The 19,159-nt window shown below is 63.5% G+C and carries 26 protein-coding genes and 1 tRNA gene; 21 read left to right on the forward strand and 6 right to left on the reverse strand.

The window, feature by feature from the left end:
• Positions 1-680: 680 nt before the first annotated feature.
• Both G3446_RS07000 and G3446_RS07005 read left to right on the forward strand, forming a co-directional pair.
• On the forward strand, positions 681-839 hold the full coding sequence (locus G3446_RS07000) for a hemerythrin domain-containing protein (RefSeq protein WP_164452063.1): 159 nt from the start codon (positions 681-683) through the stop codon (positions 837-839).
• Positions 840-872: 33 nt separating this feature from the next.
• The gene (locus tag G3446_RS07005; RefSeq protein ID WP_164452065.1) at positions 873-1,079 is read left to right on the forward strand and encodes a hemerythrin domain-containing protein; all 207 of its coding nucleotides are present in this window, start codon (positions 873-875) and stop codon (positions 1,077-1,079) included.
• Between the two features lie 231 nt (positions 1,080-1,310).
• Here the strand turns inward: G3446_RS07005 and G3446_RS07010 are convergent, their stop codons facing one another.
• Positions 1,311-1,505, reverse strand: a complete 195-nt coding sequence (locus G3446_RS07010) for a hypothetical protein (protein WP_164452067.1) — start codon at positions 1,503-1,505, stop codon at positions 1,311-1,313.
• 440 nt (positions 1,506-1,945) lie between these two features.
• On the opposite strand from G3446_RS07010, the gene G3446_RS07015 reads away from it, so the two are divergent.
• On the forward strand, positions 1,946-3,010 hold the full coding sequence (locus tag G3446_RS07015) for a hypothetical protein (RefSeq protein ID WP_164452069.1): 1,065 nt from the start codon (positions 1,946-1,948) through the stop codon (positions 3,008-3,010).
• A gap of 138 nt (positions 3,011-3,148) precedes the next feature.
• Here G3446_RS07015 and G3446_RS07020 read toward each other — a convergent pair whose 3' ends face one another.
• A complete protein-coding gene (locus G3446_RS07020; protein WP_164452071.1) occupies positions 3,149-3,931 on the reverse strand; it encodes an EamA family transporter in 783 nt (260 codons plus the stop codon).
• A 339-nt stretch (positions 3,932-4,270) separates the two neighbouring features.
• On the opposite strand from G3446_RS07020, the gene G3446_RS07025 reads away from it, so the two are divergent.
• Entirely contained in the window at positions 4,271-5,872 is a 1,602-nt protein-coding gene (locus G3446_RS07025) for a SagB/ThcOx family dehydrogenase (RefSeq protein ID WP_164452073.1), read from the forward strand.
• Positions 5,873-6,047: 175 nt separating this feature from the next.
• Here the strand turns inward: G3446_RS07025 and G3446_RS07030 are convergent, their stop codons facing one another.
• The 4 genes from G3446_RS07030 to G3446_RS07045 form a co-directional block, all read right to left on the reverse strand.
• On the reverse strand, positions 6,048-6,884 hold the full coding sequence (locus tag G3446_RS07030) for a TIM barrel protein (protein ID WP_164452163.1): 837 nt from the start codon (positions 6,882-6,884) through the stop codon (positions 6,048-6,050).
• Positions 6,877-7,671 (reverse strand): TIGR01458 family HAD-type hydrolase, encoded by a 795-nt coding sequence (locus G3446_RS07035; protein ID WP_164452075.1) that lies wholly within the window; start codon positions 7,669-7,671, stop codon positions 6,877-6,879. Before G3446_RS07035 ends, G3446_RS07030 begins: the two co-directional genes overlap by 8 nt.
• A 100-nt stretch (positions 7,672-7,771) precedes the next feature.
• Complete coding sequence (locus tag G3446_RS07040) at positions 7,772-7,957, reverse strand: hypothetical protein (protein ID WP_164452077.1); 186 nt, start codon at positions 7,955-7,957, stop codon at positions 7,772-7,774.
• Positions 7,958-8,043: 86 nt separating this feature from the next.
• On the reverse strand, positions 8,044-8,712 hold the full coding sequence (locus G3446_RS07045; protein ID WP_164452079.1) for a Bax inhibitor-1/YccA family protein: 669 nt from the start codon (positions 8,710-8,712) through the stop codon (positions 8,044-8,046).
• A 214-nt stretch (positions 8,713-8,926) separates the two neighbouring features.
• Between G3446_RS07045 and G3446_RS07050 the strand changes: the two genes are divergently transcribed.
• The 17 genes from G3446_RS07050 (at position 8,927) to G3446_RS07130 (ending at position 19,040) form a co-directional block, all read left to right on the forward strand.
• A tRNA-Ser gene (locus G3446_RS07050) sits at positions 8,927-9,014 on the forward strand.
• Between the two features lie 253 nt (positions 9,015-9,267).
• Complete coding sequence (locus G3446_RS07055; protein WP_164452081.1) at positions 9,268-10,371, forward strand: tyrosine-type recombinase/integrase; 1,104 nt, start codon at positions 9,268-9,270, stop codon at positions 10,369-10,371.
• On the forward strand, positions 10,365-10,931 hold the full coding sequence (locus G3446_RS07060) for a hypothetical protein (RefSeq protein ID WP_164452083.1): 567 nt from the start codon (positions 10,365-10,367) through the stop codon (positions 10,929-10,931). Before G3446_RS07055 ends, G3446_RS07060 begins: the two co-directional genes overlap by 7 nt.
• Before the next feature lie 50 nt (positions 10,932-10,981).
• Positions 10,982-11,248, forward strand: coding sequence for a hypothetical protein (locus tag G3446_RS07065; RefSeq protein ID WP_164452085.1), 267 nt, complete (start codon positions 10,982-10,984; stop codon positions 11,246-11,248).
• Positions 11,249-11,265: 17 nt separating this feature from the next.
• Positions 11,266-12,012: a Rha family transcriptional regulator gene (locus G3446_RS07070; RefSeq protein ID WP_164452088.1), complete on the forward strand. Its 747-nt coding sequence runs from the start codon at positions 11,266-11,268 to the stop codon at positions 12,010-12,012.
• Entirely contained in the window at positions 12,005-12,925 is a 921-nt protein-coding gene (locus G3446_RS07075; protein ID WP_164452090.1) for a ParB N-terminal domain-containing protein, read from the forward strand. The genes G3446_RS07070 and G3446_RS07075 overlap by 8 nt, the downstream gene beginning before the upstream one ends.
• The gene (locus G3446_RS07080; RefSeq protein WP_164452092.1) at positions 12,918-13,259 is read left to right on the forward strand and encodes a hypothetical protein; all 342 of its coding nucleotides are present in this window, start codon (positions 12,918-12,920) and stop codon (positions 13,257-13,259) included. The genes G3446_RS07075 and G3446_RS07080 overlap by 8 nt, the downstream gene beginning before the upstream one ends.
• Before the next feature lie 184 nt (positions 13,260-13,443).
• Entirely contained in the window at positions 13,444-14,526 is a 1,083-nt protein-coding gene (locus tag G3446_RS07085) for a hypothetical protein (protein WP_164452095.1), read from the forward strand.
• Positions 14,527-16,014 (forward strand): DEAD/DEAH box helicase, encoded by a 1,488-nt coding sequence (locus G3446_RS07090; RefSeq protein WP_164452096.1) that lies wholly within the window; start codon positions 14,527-14,529, stop codon positions 16,012-16,014. It abuts the gene before it with no gap.
• Positions 16,011-16,202, forward strand: a complete 192-nt coding sequence (locus G3446_RS07095; RefSeq protein WP_164452098.1) for a hypothetical protein — start codon at positions 16,011-16,013, stop codon at positions 16,200-16,202. The genes G3446_RS07090 and G3446_RS07095 overlap by 4 nt, the downstream gene beginning before the upstream one ends.
• A gap of 134 nt (positions 16,203-16,336) precedes the next feature.
• The gene (locus G3446_RS07100; RefSeq protein WP_164452100.1) at positions 16,337-16,759 is read left to right on the forward strand and encodes a hypothetical protein; all 423 of its coding nucleotides are present in this window, start codon (positions 16,337-16,339) and stop codon (positions 16,757-16,759) included.
• Positions 16,760-16,797: 38 nt separating this feature from the next.
• Complete coding sequence (locus G3446_RS07105; RefSeq protein WP_164452101.1) at positions 16,798-17,196, forward strand: DUF5681 domain-containing protein; 399 nt, start codon at positions 16,798-16,800, stop codon at positions 17,194-17,196.
• Positions 17,180-17,365 (forward strand): hypothetical protein, encoded by a 186-nt coding sequence (locus G3446_RS07110; protein WP_164452103.1) that lies wholly within the window; start codon positions 17,180-17,182, stop codon positions 17,363-17,365. Before G3446_RS07105 ends, G3446_RS07110 begins: the two co-directional genes overlap by 17 nt.
• Positions 17,362-17,550, forward strand: coding sequence for a hypothetical protein (locus G3446_RS07115; protein ID WP_164452105.1), 189 nt, complete (start codon positions 17,362-17,364; stop codon positions 17,548-17,550). Before G3446_RS07110 ends, G3446_RS07115 begins: the two co-directional genes overlap by 4 nt.
• Positions 17,525-17,809, forward strand: coding sequence for a hypothetical protein (locus G3446_RS07120; RefSeq protein WP_164452107.1), 285 nt, complete (start codon positions 17,525-17,527; stop codon positions 17,807-17,809). The genes G3446_RS07115 and G3446_RS07120 overlap by 26 nt, the downstream gene beginning before the upstream one ends.
• Before the next feature lie 64 nt (positions 17,810-17,873).
• Positions 17,874-18,266 carry a hypothetical protein gene (locus G3446_RS07125; protein ID WP_164452109.1) on the forward strand — a complete coding sequence of 131 codons (393 nt, stop codon included), beginning with the start codon at positions 17,874-17,876 and terminating at the stop codon, positions 18,264-18,266.
• 9 nt (positions 18,267-18,275) lie between these two features.
• The gene (locus G3446_RS07130) at positions 18,276-19,040 is read left to right on the forward strand and encodes a hypothetical protein (RefSeq protein WP_164452111.1); all 765 of its coding nucleotides are present in this window, start codon (positions 18,276-18,278) and stop codon (positions 19,038-19,040) included.
• Positions 19,041-19,159: the final 119 nt, after the last annotated feature.

Genomic DNA, 19,159 nt, shown 5'->3' on the forward strand with positions numbered 1-19,159 from the left:
GTCCCCGGGGGGAGAGCCTTGAGACAGCCACATGGCCGCCGTCATTGCGCGTAAGCGCCAGAATCGGGCGACAGTCTACACTGCTCGGATCCGCCCGAAAGAAGCGAGCACCAGCGGACGCTCAGGACGCGGGAGATCGCGAGGTTCGCGCGCAGCCGGTGGGAGCGGCTTCCCGCCGCGAAGGACGCTTGATCGCGGCGGGGGCCTTCCCTGCACGATGCTGCCGCATGCTGCGCCGCACTGCCCGACCGGAGTCTTGTTGAGGGTGCGCGCTGGAGCACCACTGGGCTTGCCCGAGCGGTACACAAATGATTCACTTGCCGTGACGCCTCGCCGTGGGACGTCGCGCCCCTGACCCAGCCAAGTCCATGAACCTAGATTCGGCAGTTGACCGCTTCGTGCTTCATGCAAGGCCTTGATCACTTTCAAGATCGGGGTTTCCTGCTGGCTCACCCGCCGGGTGAAGCCCGCCCAACCGCCGGATCTAGGATGAAGCCATGCCGCGTCCCATCACCCTGCGTCCCGAGCAGCCTGCCGCTGAAGGGGCGCTAGGCGGGAGGGGGCATCGCGCGGGGTTTCTGGCCCTGGAGTGAGGTGAGGACCGGGGGCGCGATTTGCTCCCGGATGCGCTGGAGCATGGTGTTGAGCGGGCTTGGGCTCTGAGTGATGGAGGGAGCGCTATGGAGATTTCCTGGGATCGGAAGTTCGAGGTCGGCCATGAGCGGATCGACTTCGAGCACCGGATCTTCCTCGGGCTCATCGTCGATCTGGATACCGCGATCTGCGCAGGGGCAAGCAAGGAGCGGCTGTCGCGGATCGGCAGGGAAGTCGAGGCCTAGGCCCGATTCCATTTCTTCAGCGAGGAGAACATCATGATCGATGTGGGCTACCCCGACTATGATGCGCATCGCTGTGAGCACAAGCGCCTGCTTGCCCTGCTCGAGGACCGGGCCTACTCCGTCCTGCACGACGAGATGAGTCCGCTCGGATTGGCGACCTTCCTGTTCGAATGGTTCGCGCTGCATAGGATACAGGTCGACAAGAAGCTTGGTGCTTTCCTCCGCGAGCGGGACTTCTGAATCTTGAGCGATCGACATCGCGAGGTCGGCTCCGGGGCAGGTCGCTTGATTGCAGGAATCCTCTGGTGCTCGGGCGGGCGCCGACGGTCGCCATGACCTGGCGCCATCTCGATGTAGAGTTTGTTGCCTCAGACCGCAGGTGGACATCGGGCCGAGGTGCTCTGCCGCGGTCGATTCACCCGCATCCTGATTTCCAGATCTGGACCGACTGGCTTCCGGGTGATGTCGCGCTCAGGTCCTGGCTCGCCGGTGTGCCGACTGCCTTCGCCAGTGAACGCGCATCTTCATGATGAGCATACTCGCCGCGATGAGCGTGACACCGCAGACGACGGCCACGACCGTCGAGGCGAACAGAAGGCAGAAGAAACCGGCAAGGATCCCGGCGTAAGGGAAGGTCTCGTAGATGATAGAAGGAAGCCGTTTCATGCGGGGTGCTCCGAAACAGGCTTTGAGGGAGGATGAGGTTGCGTCTTGCTCCTTCCAGTGTGGACGACGCGCGACAAAACTGCCAGGTCATGCCGGAATCGCCTTGGCCGGGCCTGGGGTAGACGCGCCCGACTGGGGCTTGGCCTGTCGCCATCAGGTGATGACGCGGCCCGAGCCAGGGCGGCGACTTGGTGGCTGCGACTGGTGCTCCTCGCGTCTGCGTCGATGCGTCGAAGTGCAGTATCATGCTTCGGGTGCTCAGTAAGGCTCCTGCTGTGGCGGTTGACGATGACGGTCCCGAGCGCCTTTGGCCCACCGCCTGTTGGAGTCGTCTGACGCACCGGAACGCTGGGCGCGCCTAGGGAAAGCCCGCGGAGCCGTTCGGCTTTGTCTGGTGATGGCGTGATCGCGGCCTGGATGTGAGCGCCAAGAGGCAGAGAATGTGCTGGATCGTTAATTCCCAGCCACTGGGCTCAAGCGTCGGCGGCCCTGCTCGCGAGAGCAAGCCCCGAGGGCGTCCTGGCGTCTCCCATGCCGTCGTGCGGGGGCGGCGTATCTTTTGCGTGATCGCCGCGCTGCTTATCCTCGGGGGGCGGTCGAGCGCCGCGGATCTGTCCGTTGGGGATGGGGTGAGCGGCGACCTCGATCGGCGCTGGTACGATCAAGGTCAGGCCTACGTGGCGAATCAGCTGTATGCCGCTGCCGTCTGGCTCGACAGCTTCTTCGGGGATCCTCGGGCCGAAGCCGCGGACGGCACGGATGCCTATCTGCATGTCATCTTCGATGGCTTCTATTCCGGTGTCGAGGACGAGAGCGAGAACGGCATCAAGTTTCGCGGCGGAGCCAACCTCGAGCGACTGAACGAGCGGCTGCGCCTGGTGGTGACCAGCGATGCCGATGCTGCCGTCACCGGGCGTGAGCTCGCAGGCACGGCCAGGGACGAGGTGAGGGATACCGACGGTGCCGTGGGCCTGAGCTATCTCTTTCGTGACCGGCCTGGGCAGAAGTTCTCTCTGGGCGGTGGCGTTTCCGGCGGCCTGTCTCCAAGCTTCCTCCTTGCCGGACGGCACCGTTACGCCAAGTCTTGGACGTCTCGTACCGCCTCGCATGTCACCTCGACACTCTATTGGAAGTCGGATGACGGGCCGGGCGTCAGTAGCCTCGTCGACTACGAATGGATATCCGATCCGGACACCCTGTGGCGTTACACAGTCTTCGGCAACTTTCGTGAAGAGACCGGCGGTGTGGACTGGTCCACACAGGCCAAGTGGGCAAGGCGGCTCGACGACAAGACGGCCGTCAACATTCGCGCCGGCGTGCAGGGCAATACCGAGCCGAGCAACGTCCTTACGGAGGGCTGGCTCAAGGTTCTCTATCGGCGCAACTTCCTTCGCTCTTGGCTGTTCTATGAGGTCGAGCCCGGCCTCTCCTGGCACGAGCGTGTCCAATATCGCACCGAGCCGACGATCGCGCTCCGGCTAGAGATCCAATTCCGCCGTGACTGAGCGGCGGTGCGACCCGCCGCCGACGGGATCTGCCGGCTATGCCGCTCGCAGCCACCGCTGCCACCGCTCCCCCCACTCGAAGCAGGCCAGCCCGATGAGAATGATGCCGCTGCCCATCCAGACGCGCGGGCTGAGCACCTAGTCGTTCGCGATCTGGCCCAAGAACAACGCCAAGACAGGCGTGATGAGCGTGATCAGCGCAACCCGGCTGGCCTCGACCCGATGCAGGACGTCGTAGTAGAGGATGAAACCGAGCGCCGAGCCGAAACACGCCAGATAGAGGATCGACCAGGCTGACCTGGGTGTGATCCCGCTCGGTATCTCGGCGTCGAGAAGGGCCCAGCTCAGCAAGAACAACGGGACCGCGATCAGCAGGGCGCCAGTCGTGGTCTCCAGCGGGTGCAGGCGTGCCCTGATGCGTTTGACCCAGACCGCGCTGGCTGCGTGGATAAGCACGGAGGCGCAGACACCGCCCACGCCCAGCAAGGCGCTTCCGCCGAGCGCTAGGCTCTGGCCAAAGATCAAGGCCAGGCCGCCGATTCCCAGCGCGATCCCAAGCAGACGTCCGGGCGTCAGGGCGCGCTCCCCGAGCCACAAGGCTGCCAAGAGCGCTGTGACAATGGGCGTGAGTCCGAACAGCACTGAGATCAGGCCGGATGGGATGAACTGAGAGGCCCAGTAGACGCAGCTCATCGCGCCCCAGATGCCGAGCCCAGCCGCCAAATAGGTATGCAGTGCCTTGCGGTGCCAGCGGACGCGGCGGCTCATCAGGGCGACTAGGGCCAGGCAGATGAAGACGCCCAGCACCATGCGTGAGGTGACACCGAACAGAAAGCCTGCCGACTCGCTGCTCCACTTGATCGCCAGTGGCGTCGTTGCCCAGATGAGCACGACGCCAATGAATGCCGCCGGAGCGGACACTGTCCACCTCCGTTTAGGTTGGCTCGACAACGAAAAAGGCCGCGGTTTGGATGCCGCGGCCTTGGGGATCTGATTGAGAAATCGACGACTTTCTCGATTCAGTCAGGCACGCGGTATCTGCGGAGCCAGCGCATTGGGCGGCTCACGACGATTCGATGCCAACGGGTGTGAATCGAGATAATCATGGCCCGAGTGTCACTCATCCTGCTCGGTCCAACAAGCCTTTCTTCGGCACGTCCTACGAATCGGTCCTGCGGTCGGGCGTCCCGTCAGGTCGAAATTTCGTGATGCTGCACCGACCTCGTCACGGGTGGAAGCAATTTGGACGGGCATGAGCGCATGAGCGAGCAGAGGCTGAGGCAGGTCTATGCCTATCATTTCGACAGCAAGCACCGGCCGGAGCGCTATGCACCAGGACCCGGAGGCCTGGATTGGGCCACGCAGCCGGACCCCTTTCGGACATTCGAGGATGTGCCGCGGATCCGGCTGCCGCTGCCGACACAGGCAGGTCCGGCATTCGCGGATGTGCGCGCTGGCCGCCGGCCTGAGGCGGCAAGGGTCGATCTCGGGCATCTGGCCGCCTTGCTTCGGTTGTCGATGGGGCTCTCCGCCTGGAAGGCTTACGGGGACGCGCGCTGGGCATTGCGCTGCAACCCGTCCAGCGGCAATTTGCATCCGACCGAGTGCTACCTCGTCACCGGCGGCTGCCTGGGCGTGCCCGGCGGTGTCTATCACTACCACAGTCACGATCATTGTCTGGAAGAGCGTGCGAGCGAGCTGACCGAGCCCGCCGCGGCGGCGGAGCCGGCGGGCCTAGTCATCGCGCTGACGAGCGTCCACTGGCGAGAGGCGTGGAAATACGGTCTGCGCGCCTATCGCTACTGTCAGCACGACGTCGGCCACGCACTGGCCGCTATCGGCTACGCGGCGGCAACGCTGGGCTGGTCCGTCGAGCCGCTGGATTGGCCGGATGCCGCCTTGGCGGCCCGTCTGGGCATCGATCGCGCTGCCGACTTCGATCCGCAGGAGCTCGAAGCCCCGGACTTGGCTGTCTGGATTGGGAAAGGGCCTCCGCGCCATGCCGAGATCGAGGCCTTGCTGAATCGGCCAAGATCCTATGCGGGCCGAGCGCGCCCCTTGAGCCCAGATCACGTCGATTGGCCGGGGATCCATCTGGTCCACCAGGCCTGTGAGCGCGACTCGCCGCGGCCCGTAGAGCTTGCTGAGGCGGCACCGCTCCCGCCGCTCGTGGATAGGGAGGGCGGGCAGGGCGCGGCGGCACTCATTCGCCAGCGGCGGAGCGCCGTCGCCTTCGACGGGAGGAGCGCCATGACCCGCGATGCCTGGCTGAGTATTCTGGATGCGCTGCTGCCGAGGGCGGGCGTGCCGCCCTTCGATGCCTGGCCCCGAGCGCCGCGTGTGAGCCTGATCCTCTTCGTCCACCGGGTGAGCGGCGTCACCCCTGGACTCTACGCCCTGGTTAGGTCGCCCGAGCACCTCGACCGCTTGCGGAAGAGTCTTCGGCCCGACTGGCTGTGGTCTGTTCCGGATGAGGTGCCGGCGCATCTTGGTCTCTACCGCTTGGTCGATGGGGATGCATGCGACGCGGCGCGAGCCCTGTCATGCCACCAAGCCATCGCGGGCGATAGCTGCTTCGCCGTGGCCATGCTCGCGGATTTCGATGTCGCACTGGCTGACGGGGCCTGGCGGTATCGCGAGCTCTTCTGGGAGTGCGGGAGCATCGGGCAGGCGCTCTATCTCGAAGCCGAGGCCGCCGGGCTGCGGGGGACAGGGATCGGCTGCTTCTTCGACGATGCGGTGCACGCGCTCCTGGGTATCCAAGACACCCGCTGGCAATCGCTCTATCACTTTACGGTCGGTGCCCCGGTCGAGGATGTCCGCCTGCGGACGGAGCCGCCCTATGCGCACCTGGGTAATTGAGGCCATGCGCATGAGGGGCGCGGTTGAGCCGCGCGGTGCACAAGAGTCGCAAAGGCTTTCGAGACATTGCGGTGTCGATCTTGCCCACCCGGCGGTGTAAGCCGCAGATTCGCCAAGCCTTTGTCTTTCTTCGCGTCCTTTGAGCCTTTGCGGTTCAAATCTCCGATGCTGCCGCTCAGCGGCCGAGGGCGGCCATGACGTGCTCGTAGTGCGCGATCGTCTCCTCGGGCGGCACCTCGAAAATCTTGACCGCGCGCGGGAAGCGCCGGTCGATGCGCTGGAGCGCCTCGCGCCAGTCCATCCCTTGCATGAAGTCGTCCTCAATCTCGTCCGTGGCCTCGCTGGGTCGCGTAAAGGGCCGGTGCTGGTCGGCGAGCTCCCGGTTGGCGTGCAGGTGGAAGTGAAGCTGTGCGCCGCGCCGAGCCTGCGCCTCGAGAAAGCTCAGCCATTCCAGTAGCGACGCGGAGGACCAGACCTTTGCGTGCCCGATGTCGCAGCACAGGTGGGGCGGAGATCCGCCTGAGGTCTCGAGTGCCTCGAGCAGCGCCCGGTAGAAGTCGAGATCGTGAAAGGTGTTCTCGATGTGCAGGCGCAAGCCGTATTCGGAGGCCAGGGTCTCGGCGAAGCAGAGGTCTTCGCTGAGCTCCTTCCAGAGGCGCTCGCGCAGCGACTGGCGCGCGGTCATGGGGTAATTGCCGAGGTGGGTGACGACCAAGGCCGCGCCGAGCTCGGCGGCGATGCCGAGCTGTGCGCGCAGGGGCGACTCCCGGTGGCGGATTCCGAGCAGACTGAGCTGGCGGTGATTCAGGTGGGCCGCGATCGGCGCCCTGCTCTGCGGTAGCTGTGCGCCGAGCAGCGCGAGCGCCTGAGCATCCTCGAAATAGAGTCCGACCTCGATGGGCGCGCCGCGCGCAAGGGCGTGGTCGACGATGAGCGCGGTCTGGGCGTCGCAGCGGTCGACGATCTTGAATCCGATCCAGGCAAGGGCCGTCTCGCGGGCGTGGTCAGTGATGCGTGTCCCACCAGGTCGGCAGCTCTGCGATCGAGGGTAGGATCACCATGGGGAGCGGGCTGTGACTGAGATCCGCAGGCCGGAACTTGCCCGTCTTGACGAGCATGCCGTGGATGCCCAGGGCCTGCGCCCCGCCGATGTCGCTGACCACGTCGTCGCCGATCATGCAGGCGGTGCGGGGCGTTGCATTGAGTCGGTCCAGGGCAGCTTCGAAGAAGCCGCGCGCTGGCTTGCCGACTATGGTCGCCTTGACGCCCGTGGCAAATTCGAGCGCGGCAACGAAGGGGCCAGTGTCCAGCCGGAGCCCATCGCTCGCCTGCCAGTAGCGGGTCATCCCCAGGGCGATCAACAGGGGCTGGGGGTCCGCCATGAGCCACCGGAAGGCTCGATTCAGGGTGGCGAAGGACCAGCTTTCGCCATAGTCACCGACCACCACGGCCGAGACGGGGGCGGTCGCCCCTGGCGCAGCAATGGTGAGGTCCGCAAAATCCTCCTTGGTGGCCTCTTGCACGAAGAGGCCCACAGGTCCTTGCGTGTGCGCTTGGAGCCACGCGACGGCGGCGATCGCTGGTGTCAGGATCTCCTCCGTCGTGACCTCGATGCCCATGCCGGCCAGCTGTTCTGCCAAGGCGCGGCGCGGGCGGGACGTCGTGTTGGTCACGAAGAGGTGCGGGATCTTCCGGGCGCGAAGCCAATCGACCGCCTTGCGAGCCCCTTGGATCGGGCGACCCTCCTGATAGAGGACGCCGTCTAGGTCGATCAACAGAGCGGCGATCTTGTTTGCCATCTTCTCCTCCCCTCATCGTCAGGATCCCTGGCGCGGCCGCTATCTTCGCGGCCTTTCGAGCGTCGTTACTGGCCGCGGATCTCCGTCTTCGGGGCGACGTCTAGCGAACCGCCATGACGAGCACGATCACGAAGAGGACGACTGCGCCAAGGGGAAGGATAGCGGCTTGCCAATCTCCTTTCTGGGCTTTGGGGCCATGCTCTTGCCAGTGTTTATAGGCCGGCCACAGGTAGAAGAGCATGAGAACGAACACCGCGGCAGCGGCAATCTTGAGGAACAGCTCCATTCGCTTCTCCTTGTCGCTGAGCCAGACAAAAAGCGAAACCCCGGCGCGAGGCCGGGGTCTTGACTAGGTCGCGGCAGGGGCGTCGATCAGTCGTCGCCCATGATTCCGAGGATCTGCAACAGGCTGATGAAGATGTTGAAGATGCTCAGATAGATGCCAAAGGTTGCCATGATGTAGTTGGTCTCTTCGCCCCGCACGATGCGGCTGGTATCGAAGAGGATGAAGCCGCTCATCAGCAGGATGATCGCGGACGAGATGGCCAGCGACAGGGCGGGCATCTGCAGGAAGATGTTCGCGATCACGGCAACCAGCACCACCATCATGCCGGCGAAGATGAAGCCGCCCATGAAGCTGAAGTCACGCTTGCTGGAGAGCGCGTAGCCCGACAGACCCAGGAAGATGGTGGCCGTGCCGCCGAAGGCCAGCGCGATGGTCTGCGGACCGTGGGGCAGCGCCATGTAGATGCTCAGAATTGCGCCCAGCCCGAAACCGAGCAGCCCCGTGATCAGGAAGATCACGCCAATGCCGGCAGACGAGTTGGCGGTGCGCGGCAGGACGAAGATGCCCAGGATCATGGCAACAATTACGGTCGCCATGTAGGCCCAGGGCGGAACGGCGAGCGCCAGCGAGAGCATCGCAGTAAGCGCACTGAATCCCAGGGTCGCCGCCAGCAGCAGATAGGTGTTCTTGAGGACCTTGTTCGTCGCGGGCGCGGACTGAGCCGTGCGCGTGACGGTGAAGCCAGGATTAGCCATTTGGTCGATTCACTCCTTAGCGTAAGTTAGTGATTTTTCATCAATCGCGAGTATTAGGACTCGGTGCCTTTGCTTCAAGTTCCCAAGGATACCTGAGCCGGACTTGCATGCAAGCCGGTTGCAATGTTGGGGAAATGCCCCTTGTGCGGTATCATCCGCTATTCGAGGCGGGCATCTCGGGCTCGACAGGGCTCAAGACTGGCCGACTCGACCCGGAGAGGTGGCTGAGCGGTCGAAAGCGGCGGTCTTGAAAACCGTTGACTCGCAAGGGTCCGGGGGTTCGAATCCCTCCCTCTCCGCCAAGCAAATCAGCGAGTTACGAAATCATGCGAAACTCGCGACTCCTGCCAAGGCTCGATTCTGAGCCAAATCTGAGCCAAGACCTTCCGAAAACTGCGCTAGAATGGTGTCGTGTGGTGCTGCTCTGAGCCCACACACGACGAAGCCCCGAGGTGCTGAGAACACCGCGAGGCTTCTGACCACGACCAACCTGTTGCAGAGGTTCGGCATGGCTCCATCCGATTGTAGCCGACCGGACTTCGGGAGTCCGGTTCAATGGCATCTATCCGCAAGCTGACCGACGGCAGGGCAAAACCCTGGCAGGTCCGCATCACCCGCAAGGGACAAACCCTCTCACCCGAATACTTCCGCACCAAGACCGAGGCCAAGGACTTCGCCGCCAAGGTCGAGGCCGATTTCAACCATTGGTCCAAGGTGCTCGGCGGAGAGCTGAAGCGGCATACCCTGGCCGACCTGATCGACCGCTTCATGAATGGCTACCAGAGCAAGGACGCCAGTCTGCCGGCCCGGATGGCTTGGTGGAAAGAACAGTATGGCGAGCGCGCCCTGTCCGACTTCACCGACGACACCCTCCGAGATGGCCTAGCACGGCTCGCCGAGGGCGCCGCGAAGCAGGGCGGCAACAAGGTCACGGAGACCGACCGCAAGCTCTCACCGGCAACCCTGAACCGCTACAAGACCGCGATCGGCGCGCTCTACAAGCACGCGATCGATGCGGGTTGGTACGGCATCAAGATCAATCCGGCTGCTGGTATCAGGCAGCGCAAGGAGAACAACAGCCGGTTCGGCCGGTGCCTCGAAGACGACGAGCGCGCTCGTCTGCTGGAGGCTTGCGACCAATCCGCCACCTGGACGGATCTCGGGCTATTCGTCCGGCTCGCCCTGCTGACTGGCGCCCGTCGCGGGGAACTGCTCAATCTCGAATGGCGCAACGTAGACCTGAAAGGCGGCTCGATCCTCCTGACCGCCACCAAGAACGGCGATGATCGGCGCGTCCCCCTGCTGGGCGAGGTTCGCGCGCTACTCGAAGCCCGCGCCAAGATCCGGCGCCTTGATGATCCGCGTATGTTCCCAGGGACCGCCGCCCATCGCGCGCCACCCATCGACAAGGCATGGGATCGCGCCAAGGAAGCCGCCCAGGTCGAGAACCTGCGGATTCACGATCTTCGCCATAGCTGCGGTTCCTACCTCGCCAAAGCTGGCGCGTCCGCTTTCCAGATCGCCGCCATCCTCGGGCACCGCTCCGGCCCAGGGCTCACCGCGCGCTATGTCCATCTGGTGGCTGAGGACTCGCGCGAGCTGATGGAGTCGGCATTGAGCGGCAAGATCGGGGAGCGTCAAGGAGGTGGCCCGTGCTGACCGATGTGATGCGGCACCTGTTCGACGCCGTGGAGCCGACGGTCATTGAGGAGTCCGTCCACCAGTCTTTGCGAGAGATGGAGCTAAACCCCAATCCTTCGACCGGGAGACTGCTTATAGGGTATGCGAGCTGGTACCTGTATCGCGACGCGCCTATGCCGGGAGGATTGCGTCCGTATATCGCGAGAATTCTTCGGCAATCCTACGACGACCCTGATAACTGCGCGTCCGCAATGGGATTAAGGCGCGCCAAGAAAGGCCGTGGTCTACTGCCAGAGAGAACGGCTTATACCCGAATCATATTGATGGAGTCGTTAATGGTTGCGCTCTCCCTGAACGAGCATCAAGCATCCTTGGCGGTCGGTAGCGCGTTGCATTGCGATGATTCAGGATTGCGAAAGCTCCGATCGAAGCATCCTGATTACGTGGAAAACCTGCATCGGATTGCCGAGAAGCTGCACGAGCAGGGCACGCTCGGGTTGGTGCTTTCGCCGCCACTCTTTGAAATATCCTTCAGCGACCTTGTGAAAAAATGGCGTGAATTGCGTCCTAACGCCTAACTGACCACATCTCTACCCTGCGTCTCACGATCAACCAGTGAGACGCAGCAATGACACCCTCACCGACTGCCAGCACTCCGCTGGATCTCTCCGACATCGTTCCATTCGCTGATCTCATTCGAGAATGCGAAAAGAAAGGCATCGCGACCAAAGGACAGCTCACTTGGTGGGCTCGCTATCGGCATGAAAACGGGCTGACATCATCAGGCGCACTCGTCGAAAAGCGCGCCAACCCGCGCTCCAAGCGTCCCATGCTGTTCGTCGTGCGTCCCCGCTTCATCGACTGGCTGGCCAATGGCCACCAGGCCGCAGCGTGATAGCGGGGAGGCGCGTCATGAAAAACGCACTCCGCACTCGTCCCGCCAATATCATCGAAAACCGGCACAGCAAGCCTATGGTGTCGTCTCTGACGATCGCTGATCTCTTCAGCCGTCGTCATGACAGTGTTCTTCGCGCGATTCGTGCTGTGCTCATTGGTAAGTTGGGTCTCCGCATCTGTGCGGAGACATCTCTCGACGTACAGGGGAAGGAGCGCCCGATCTACTGGCTAGAAGAGCGCGACGCACTAACCGTGATGCCCTTCATTGGCGGCAAGCACGCGATGGATGGCCAGCGCCAGCTCGTAGACGCCTACTTGGCTTATCGAGACTCCTTCGCCAATCCGCCGCGCCAAGACATTCTCCGGGCCAAGCGCGCCAGCAATCGCCCGATGCTGGACGCACTCATTGAGGCACGCGAAGAAATCGGCAAGGCGACGGATGAGCGGCACTACATGTGCGAGGCGAAGCTCTGCAACTGGGTCATCACCGGGCGATTCGAGGCAATCGACGAGGCGACTCTGAGTAATGTGGACGCCGAACTGCTGGAGCAGGTAAGAGACCGCAACCGCGCGCTCATCCTGGCCGGACTCGATTACCAGGAGCGCAAGGCCCGGCTGTCAGCGTTCGCGACAAGGCAACGAACGCGGATGATCCAGGATTCCACAAATGAGAACGCCCGAGGTGCGAACTCGGGCGCGGAGACTACCAAGCGAAGCGGGCGAAGCGACGACACCATGGTGAGAGGGCATCGTCATGGATGAGCATAGCAGACGCGGCATCCGCCCGCACACCACCACGCCGACGACTGAGATACCGGGCACACCCACCCCGATCCCACTGCCCATCGATGGGCTGACCCTGGACCCGGAGATCCAGCAGCGCGCCCAGATGGATGATGGGCTGATCGCGGAGTATGCCGAGACCATCGCCGAGTGGATCGCCTCGGCGCCCATCGTCGTCTACTCAGACGCTCACCTCCACCCTGGCGCCGGCACCAGCACCCGATGGGTTGCCGACGGGTTCCACCGCGTCGCCGCGCTCCAGCGCATCGGCGCCTATGAAGTCCCGGCGATCCGGTATGACGGCACCCGCCGAGACGCACTGCTCCATGCCATCGGTGCCAACCGGGCGCATGGGCTCAGGCGCACCCGCGCCGATGTCAGACGCGCGATCGAGACGCTACTCCGCGATCCTGAGTGGGCTCAGTGGTCGGATCGGCGGATCGCGGAGCAGGCCGGCGCGTCGGATAAGACCGTCGCCGCCGTCCGTCGCGACCTGCCCAGGTGCGGAAATTCCGCACCTGGAGGCGAGCCCGAGCAGCGCATTGGCGCCGATGGCAAGACCTATCCGGCCCCGCCGCGCCAGCCAGCACCCGCGCACCAGCGGCAAGACGCGCCCGCCCCAGAGCCCCAGGTCCAGCGGACGGAGCCCGAGCACTCCGCAGACCCGACCCAGGAGCGCGCCCGCTCGACCTCGGCGCCCGCGCCCAAAGAGCCAACGGCCAAGGATGCCATGCACGCCGCGCATGCCGTGACGGGCGCTCTGACCGCGCTCTATCGCGTCGATAGCGCGCTCCTAGCCTCTGATGCCGAGACGCTCATCCGCGAGCTGCACAAGGCTATCGAGCGGCTGACAGCGCGCGTCGAGACCACGGAGGGCGCGACCAATGGCTAAGCCCCGCAACTTCTTCTACTTTCGGGTAATCCCCGGCGATATGGAGCTGCGCACCAAGGGTGTCTCGCGCGATGCCGAACTGATCCTGCATCGGCTCATGCGCGTCTACTTCACGCGCGATCGGGAGATTCCGGCGACCCCGGCAAAGATCGCCAACCTCGTAGGTTTCACCGAGGGCGAGGTCCATGATGCATGGGAGGATCTGGCCGAGCTGATCGACATCGGCGGCTCAGAGGTCCGTATCCCGTGGTTTGACGCAGAGGTTGAGGAGGCGCAACGCAGATCCCAGCAGGGCCAGCACGCCGCTAAGCGACGGTGGGAGGGGCGCCCATGAGATCCGCCACACCATGCCGCCGCAATGCTCCCGGCAATGCTCCCGGCAATGCCCGAGCATACGTCGAGCAATGCTCCTCTACTCTACCTGTATTGTGCATATGGGACGCAGATTCCCCCCCAGGAGCCCCGGACGCCGAGTGGTCAAAAACTGACCAGCAGGGAACCGCAGAGGAGGTGCAGCCATGAGCCCGGCAGACACCCGCACCTATCTCGGCTGGCTCGTCCGTGACGCTGGTCTCGTCGAGGTAATCCGTATCGGCGACCGTGGTCCTGACCGGATCGAGTGGCATACGGACGTGGATCAGATGCTCGCTCGGGCTCAGGAGTGGGCCGGGACCGGCAACCTGTTCACGACCTTGCACCGGATCGACCCTGGCGCGCTGGCTGAATATCGCGAGGAGCAGAGACAGGTAGATCCCCGCCGCACTCCGCGCACTCCCGACGTAGCGATCCGCCGCTACACCCGGTTGTTTTTCGACTTCGATCCGGCGCGACCGAAAGGGACCAGCAGCACGGACGCAGAGCTGTCAGACGCAGAGACCCGCGCCCGAGGGCTCCGTGCTCGGCTACGGGCGCTCGACTGGCCCGAGCCGCTGATAGCCATGAGCGGGAATGGCTGGCATCTGCAATATCGGACGGCGCTCCCCAACACCGACGAGACCCGCGAGATCCTGCGGACGATCTACCGGGGGCTCGACTCCGAGCTGACCGACGACGTGGTGACATTCGATGTCACGGTTCGGAATCCGGCCCGACTCTGCGCCATATACGGCAGCACGAAGCGCAAGGGGGCAGACACCCCTGAGCGCCCTCACCGGCAGTCTCGATGCTGGATACCGTCAGACTGGCGTCAGGTCATGCCCCGGCAGGTCGAGGCGCTGGCGAATCACTACGCTCGCCTATCGAGCACGACTCGCATGGATGCCCCCCAAGCCCCACAGGAGCCCCGTACAGCCGTCCGCGTCTCCGGGAGGGGCAACTACGCCACACTGGATGTGGTGCGCTGGTTCCAGGCCCATGACGCCTATGTCGGGCATCTCGCCGACAACAAGCATGGCGTCAGATGTCCGTGGTCCGACGAGCACACGTCGCCATCACCGAGGTCAGGGTCCGACACCATCGTCTATGAGTCAGACGGCGGCTGGCCCGGGTTCTACTGCCATCACAGCCATTGTGCAGGCAGGTCCATCCGCGATGTCATGGCCCGATGGGGCGATGCCGACGCCTATTGTGCTGAGGCATTCCGGGCGCGGAGGGCTGCATAGATGTTCACTCTCTATCCGCATCAAGAGCAGGTCATCGAGGAGCTGCGTGAAGGCATCCGGCAGGGGCACAAGCGCCAAGTCCTCGCCGCCGCTACCGGGTTCGGCAAGACGGTTGTCGCCGCACACCTGGCGCTGTCAGCCGTCCAGAAGGGTAAGCGCGTGCTCTTCATCGTTGATCGAATCGAGCTGGTCAGTCAGGCCGTGAGGACGTTCAGCGCGCTCGGGCTCCAGGTCGGCGTGCTCCAGGGCGAGAACACCAACTACTCCGAGACGGATGACATCATCGTTGCGTCGATCCAGACGATCCGCACCCGCTCGGCGCCCGATTGGGTGCGGCTCATCATCATCGACGAATGCCACATCCTGCATCGGGCACATATCAGGCTGATGGAGCGTTGGACCGCGATCCCATTCATCGGGCTGTCTGCAACGCCGCTCCGCAAGGGATTAGGCCGCTATTTCACCAATCTCGTCCGAGGTCCGTCGATTCGCTGGCTCACCGAGAACGGCTTTCTCGTCCCCGTCCGAGGGTTCGCTCCCGCATCGGATGCCGTCGCTGATGCCATCAAAGGCGTCAAGGTCCGAGGTGGCGATTACGTCGAGGCGGATCTCGGTCAGGCGATCAATCAAAAGGAGTTGGTCGGCGATATTGTTTCGACATGGCAGGAGCGCGGAGAGGACAGGCAGACATTGTGCTTTGCAACATCCATCGCGCATTCAAAAGCCATCCGCGACGACTTTGAGGCCGCTGGTGTGGCTGTCGCGCATATCGACGCCTATTCGAATGCCGACGAGCGCAAGACAATCATTGAGGGATTCAAAACCCGTGATATTCGAATCCTCACGTCCGTTAATGTTCTCGGTATTGGCTTTGATGTGCCTGACGCCGCTTGTCTGATCCTGGCTCGCCCGACAATGAGTGAGGCATTGCATATTCAGCAGATGGGTAGGGGCATCAGAACTGCCGAGGGTAAGACCGACTGCATCATCCTGGATCACTCGGGCAACACCCATGAGCACGGCCTTCCAATCCATTTCGAGGTGCCAGACCTAGACACCAGCGAGAAAGGCTCGGGCGAGGTCCGCAAAAAGCGGGACGAGAAAGACAAGCTCGTCACCTGCACCCATTGCGGCGCGCTGATGGAGAGAGATCAACTGACGTGCATGGAATGCGGATTGGATCGACCACAGCGAAAGAGCAAGGTCTCATATCGGGACGGGGATCTCGTCGAGTTTGGTGCGACAGGCGACGAAGCGGAAGCGGCCGAAGCGGAAAGGATGAGTTTCTATCTGGCCTGCAAGGGCTATCAGGTCGCGAAGGGCAAGAATCCCAATGCTGCGTTTTTCCTGACTCGCGAGAAATTCAAGGGCTTCAAGGCGCCGAGGCATTGGCAATATCTTGATCCAATCGACCCATCGGACGCTGTTTGTCGCTGGATCAAGAGCCGAAATATCCGATGGGCAAAAAGTCAGGAGAGGAAAAGATGATTGACCCGCACCAACGCGCCCAGCTACTCGACGACGGCCGAGGCGCGCTCGCTATCGCCCTGGAGCGGCGGGCGCGGATTCAATCGGCACTGGATCGCTCCAGGGCCAATGGATTCGATACGGCTCGACTGCGTGTGGACCTGGCGCGCGTCGAGGGCGAGATTCAACGACTACAATTCCGAGAATGAGCCAGCCAACACAACATCTAGTGCCTGAAAGCCGAAGGCACCGCAACATATAGCAAACCGAGGTATAACCAATGCTCCATGAGCCCTGGCCGATTTACGCCGAAACCCAATTAGCGGCTTCCGGATTTGTCGTGATGGATGGCGAGATTGCCGTCAAGCTGCGCCCAACGCTATTCACTGGAGGGACTGGTGATTCAGCCCTTTTCGATACCCGCATTGAGCGGGCCAAAGCAGACGGCATGCTCTATTCGGCTGTCCTGAAAACCTGCAAGCCTGATGAAGCGGGCAAGCCCGAGCGAGACAACATGGGCCTGACACGCGCCAAGCGGTTGGAGGATCGGCGCTCGGTTCAGGTCATCGCCCTGAGTCCGTCACGCCTGGCGGAGCGTCTGCGCTGGCTGGGGCTGGATGTTGAGGCGGTTGTGCCCTGGCAGGAGCCGGTACCGGAGCCGGAGCCAACGCCCGAGGAGATTGCGGCACGGGAGGCCGTGCGGCGCGAGGTGCAAGCCAAGCTCGGGATCTACCCAGGACACCAACCCGCGCCTGTTGCTGCGTGATCGGCTGGCGCCCTTGATCGGATCAAGGAGTAACAGACATGGCCTTCGAGAAGGGTAAGAGCGGCAACCCCAAAGGCCGCCCGCGCGGGATCGTCAATCAGGCCAAGCTGAGAAAGGCGATCGAGAAGGATTTGCCCGAGATCATCGAGGCCATGACGACGGCAGCCAAGGCCGGAGATACCGCCGCCGCGCGACTGCTGGTGGATAAGGTGCTGCCGTCGCTCAAGCCCCAGGACACGCCCGTCAAGCTGCCCTTGGGCGATGACCTAGCCGAGAGTGGCCGCGCGGTCCTGGCGGCTGTGGGAGCCTCTGAGGTGACACCGGAGCAGGGCGCGAGGATATTGCAGGGATTGGGCGCTCTATCGCGCGTGATCGAGACCGACGAATTGTTGAGACGAATCGAAGCATTGGAGAAACGCTATGGCGAATCAGATTGAAACCAGGATTGAGAAGCTAGAAAACAGCATAGGAGCGGGAGCATCGCGCGTGGTGCTGCTGTTCGATGGCGAGGACCGCCAGATCCCGGAGGGCGCGACCGTCGTCCGCGTGCGCTTTGTCGAGCCGGGAGACGGCGAGCGCGCGCGTGGAGCGGATGCGCGGCATTGAGCGCCATCAGGACTCGGCTCGCGCGGCTCGAAGCGCAAGGCACGGGCGAGGAGACCGTGCTCGTCATCATTGGCGAGCCAGATGCACGGCAGCGCGCCATTCTCGACGCTGGTACGGCTCGAATGGTGATCCAGATACCGGACAACGGGAGGGGTCGCGATGACCAGGCTCCAGAGCAGGGTTGATGCCTTGGAGCGACAGGCCGGACTTTCCGAGGTGCCGTGCTGGGTCCGCGAGCTCCCCGAGGACGACCGGGTTTTCTACCTGGCGATCAAGAAGCGAGAGGCGGGGCACCCCAAGGGCTTTGAGGGGCTTGTCCGGACCCTGGATGAACCCGAGTTGGAGCGACTGATTGCAATCCTCCTAGGCCACATCGACAAGGCCGAGATCCCCGAGGAGCTGCGGGCCGAGGTCGAGGAGCTGCGGGAGCGGGCCGGGCGTTGAGGGCTACTGCGCGATGGTGGCGACGGTGGAGCCGGCTCGCAAGCCGGGAGCGCCGGAGGGGACGGTGAACAATCCGGATGGACTCGGCGGGAAGTCGGGGAAGAAGGCGGATATTGATAATGTCGCCAATGGCGACGTTAGCAAAGACACCCGCAAGCGCAGCAACCACGCGCCCGAGCGCGTCATCGCCCGCCTCAAGCGCGACAAGGCCGACGCGGACCTGCCGGAGGACGTGCGGCAGCAAGCATCTGTGATGCTCGCAGGGATCAGCAGTGGCGAGATCAAGCCTTACAAGGCCGCTAAGGCGATGGGTTACGTCAAGGCACCGGACCCGGCCGCCATCGTCCACAAGCAGCGCGAGAAGGCCAGCTTCCTCCTCGCCGCCACCCATCAGCGGGTCCACGGTCTATCTATCCGCCTGCATTCCGTTATACTGACGGTATCGAATAACCGTTAGGATAACGATATGGCCAAGGTGAAGCAGTGGACCGAAGACGATGCCCGGTATGCACGCGACTGGCTCCAGCGCACCGACATCAAGGTGAATCAGCCGATCCAGGCCGATGATCCCAATGCCCTCGCGCAGCAGCTCAAGGACACGCTCACCGTCACCGACTGGAACCGGATGCTCGGCGCCATCCGCCAGCGCAAGCACCAGGCCGCAAGCGATTCCGTCAGGATAACGAAAAGCGAGCTGAAACGACTGCGCTCAGAGTCACAGTCAAACCGTCAGCATAACGGCAAGACCGACGAGCTAGATCGACTGCGCGCCGAGTGCCTGAGCCAAGCTGGCACCATCTCCCGACTGAGCAGGGATCGCGACATCCTCACCGGACAACTGAGAAAACTGGACGGCGCTGCGGCGACCATCGAGCGCCTGCGGACGGATCTCGCCGCGCGGGATGCCGAGGTCCAGCGGCTCAAGGCCGAGGTCGCGCGAGCACAGGAGAAGGTGGCCGCGGCCGCCGCGCGCGAGTCTGGCTATCGCGAGCAGATCAGTCGGCTGGAGTCGCGCCCTGGCCAGGATGAGCGCTCAGTAAAACGTCAGGCTGACGGAATCATGCCGAACCGTCAGGCTGACGAAACCTCGCCGCGCGCCGACCGGGACCGCCGCATCCTGGAGCTGCCCGAACTCTCCGAGATCAAGGTCGCCGAGATCCTGAAGGCCGAGGGCATCAAGTGCTCGGCGAGGACCGTTGGCAATGTACGCCGTCGCCACAGTATTGCCTGAGCCGACGAGCCCAGCGGTAAGGGTATTGAGGTTTCTCATGCTCGCCTTGGTGGCTCGGTTCTGAGCCAACGAGACCCGCCCGCGTGGCGGTTTTTTTGTGGGCTGGAGTCTGAGCCAAA

Origin of the sequence: Thiorhodococcus minor, assembly GCF_010820565.1 — a bacterium.
Classification (GTDB): Bacteria; Pseudomonadota; Gammaproteobacteria; order Chromatiales; family Chromatiaceae; genus Thiorhodococcus; species Thiorhodococcus minor.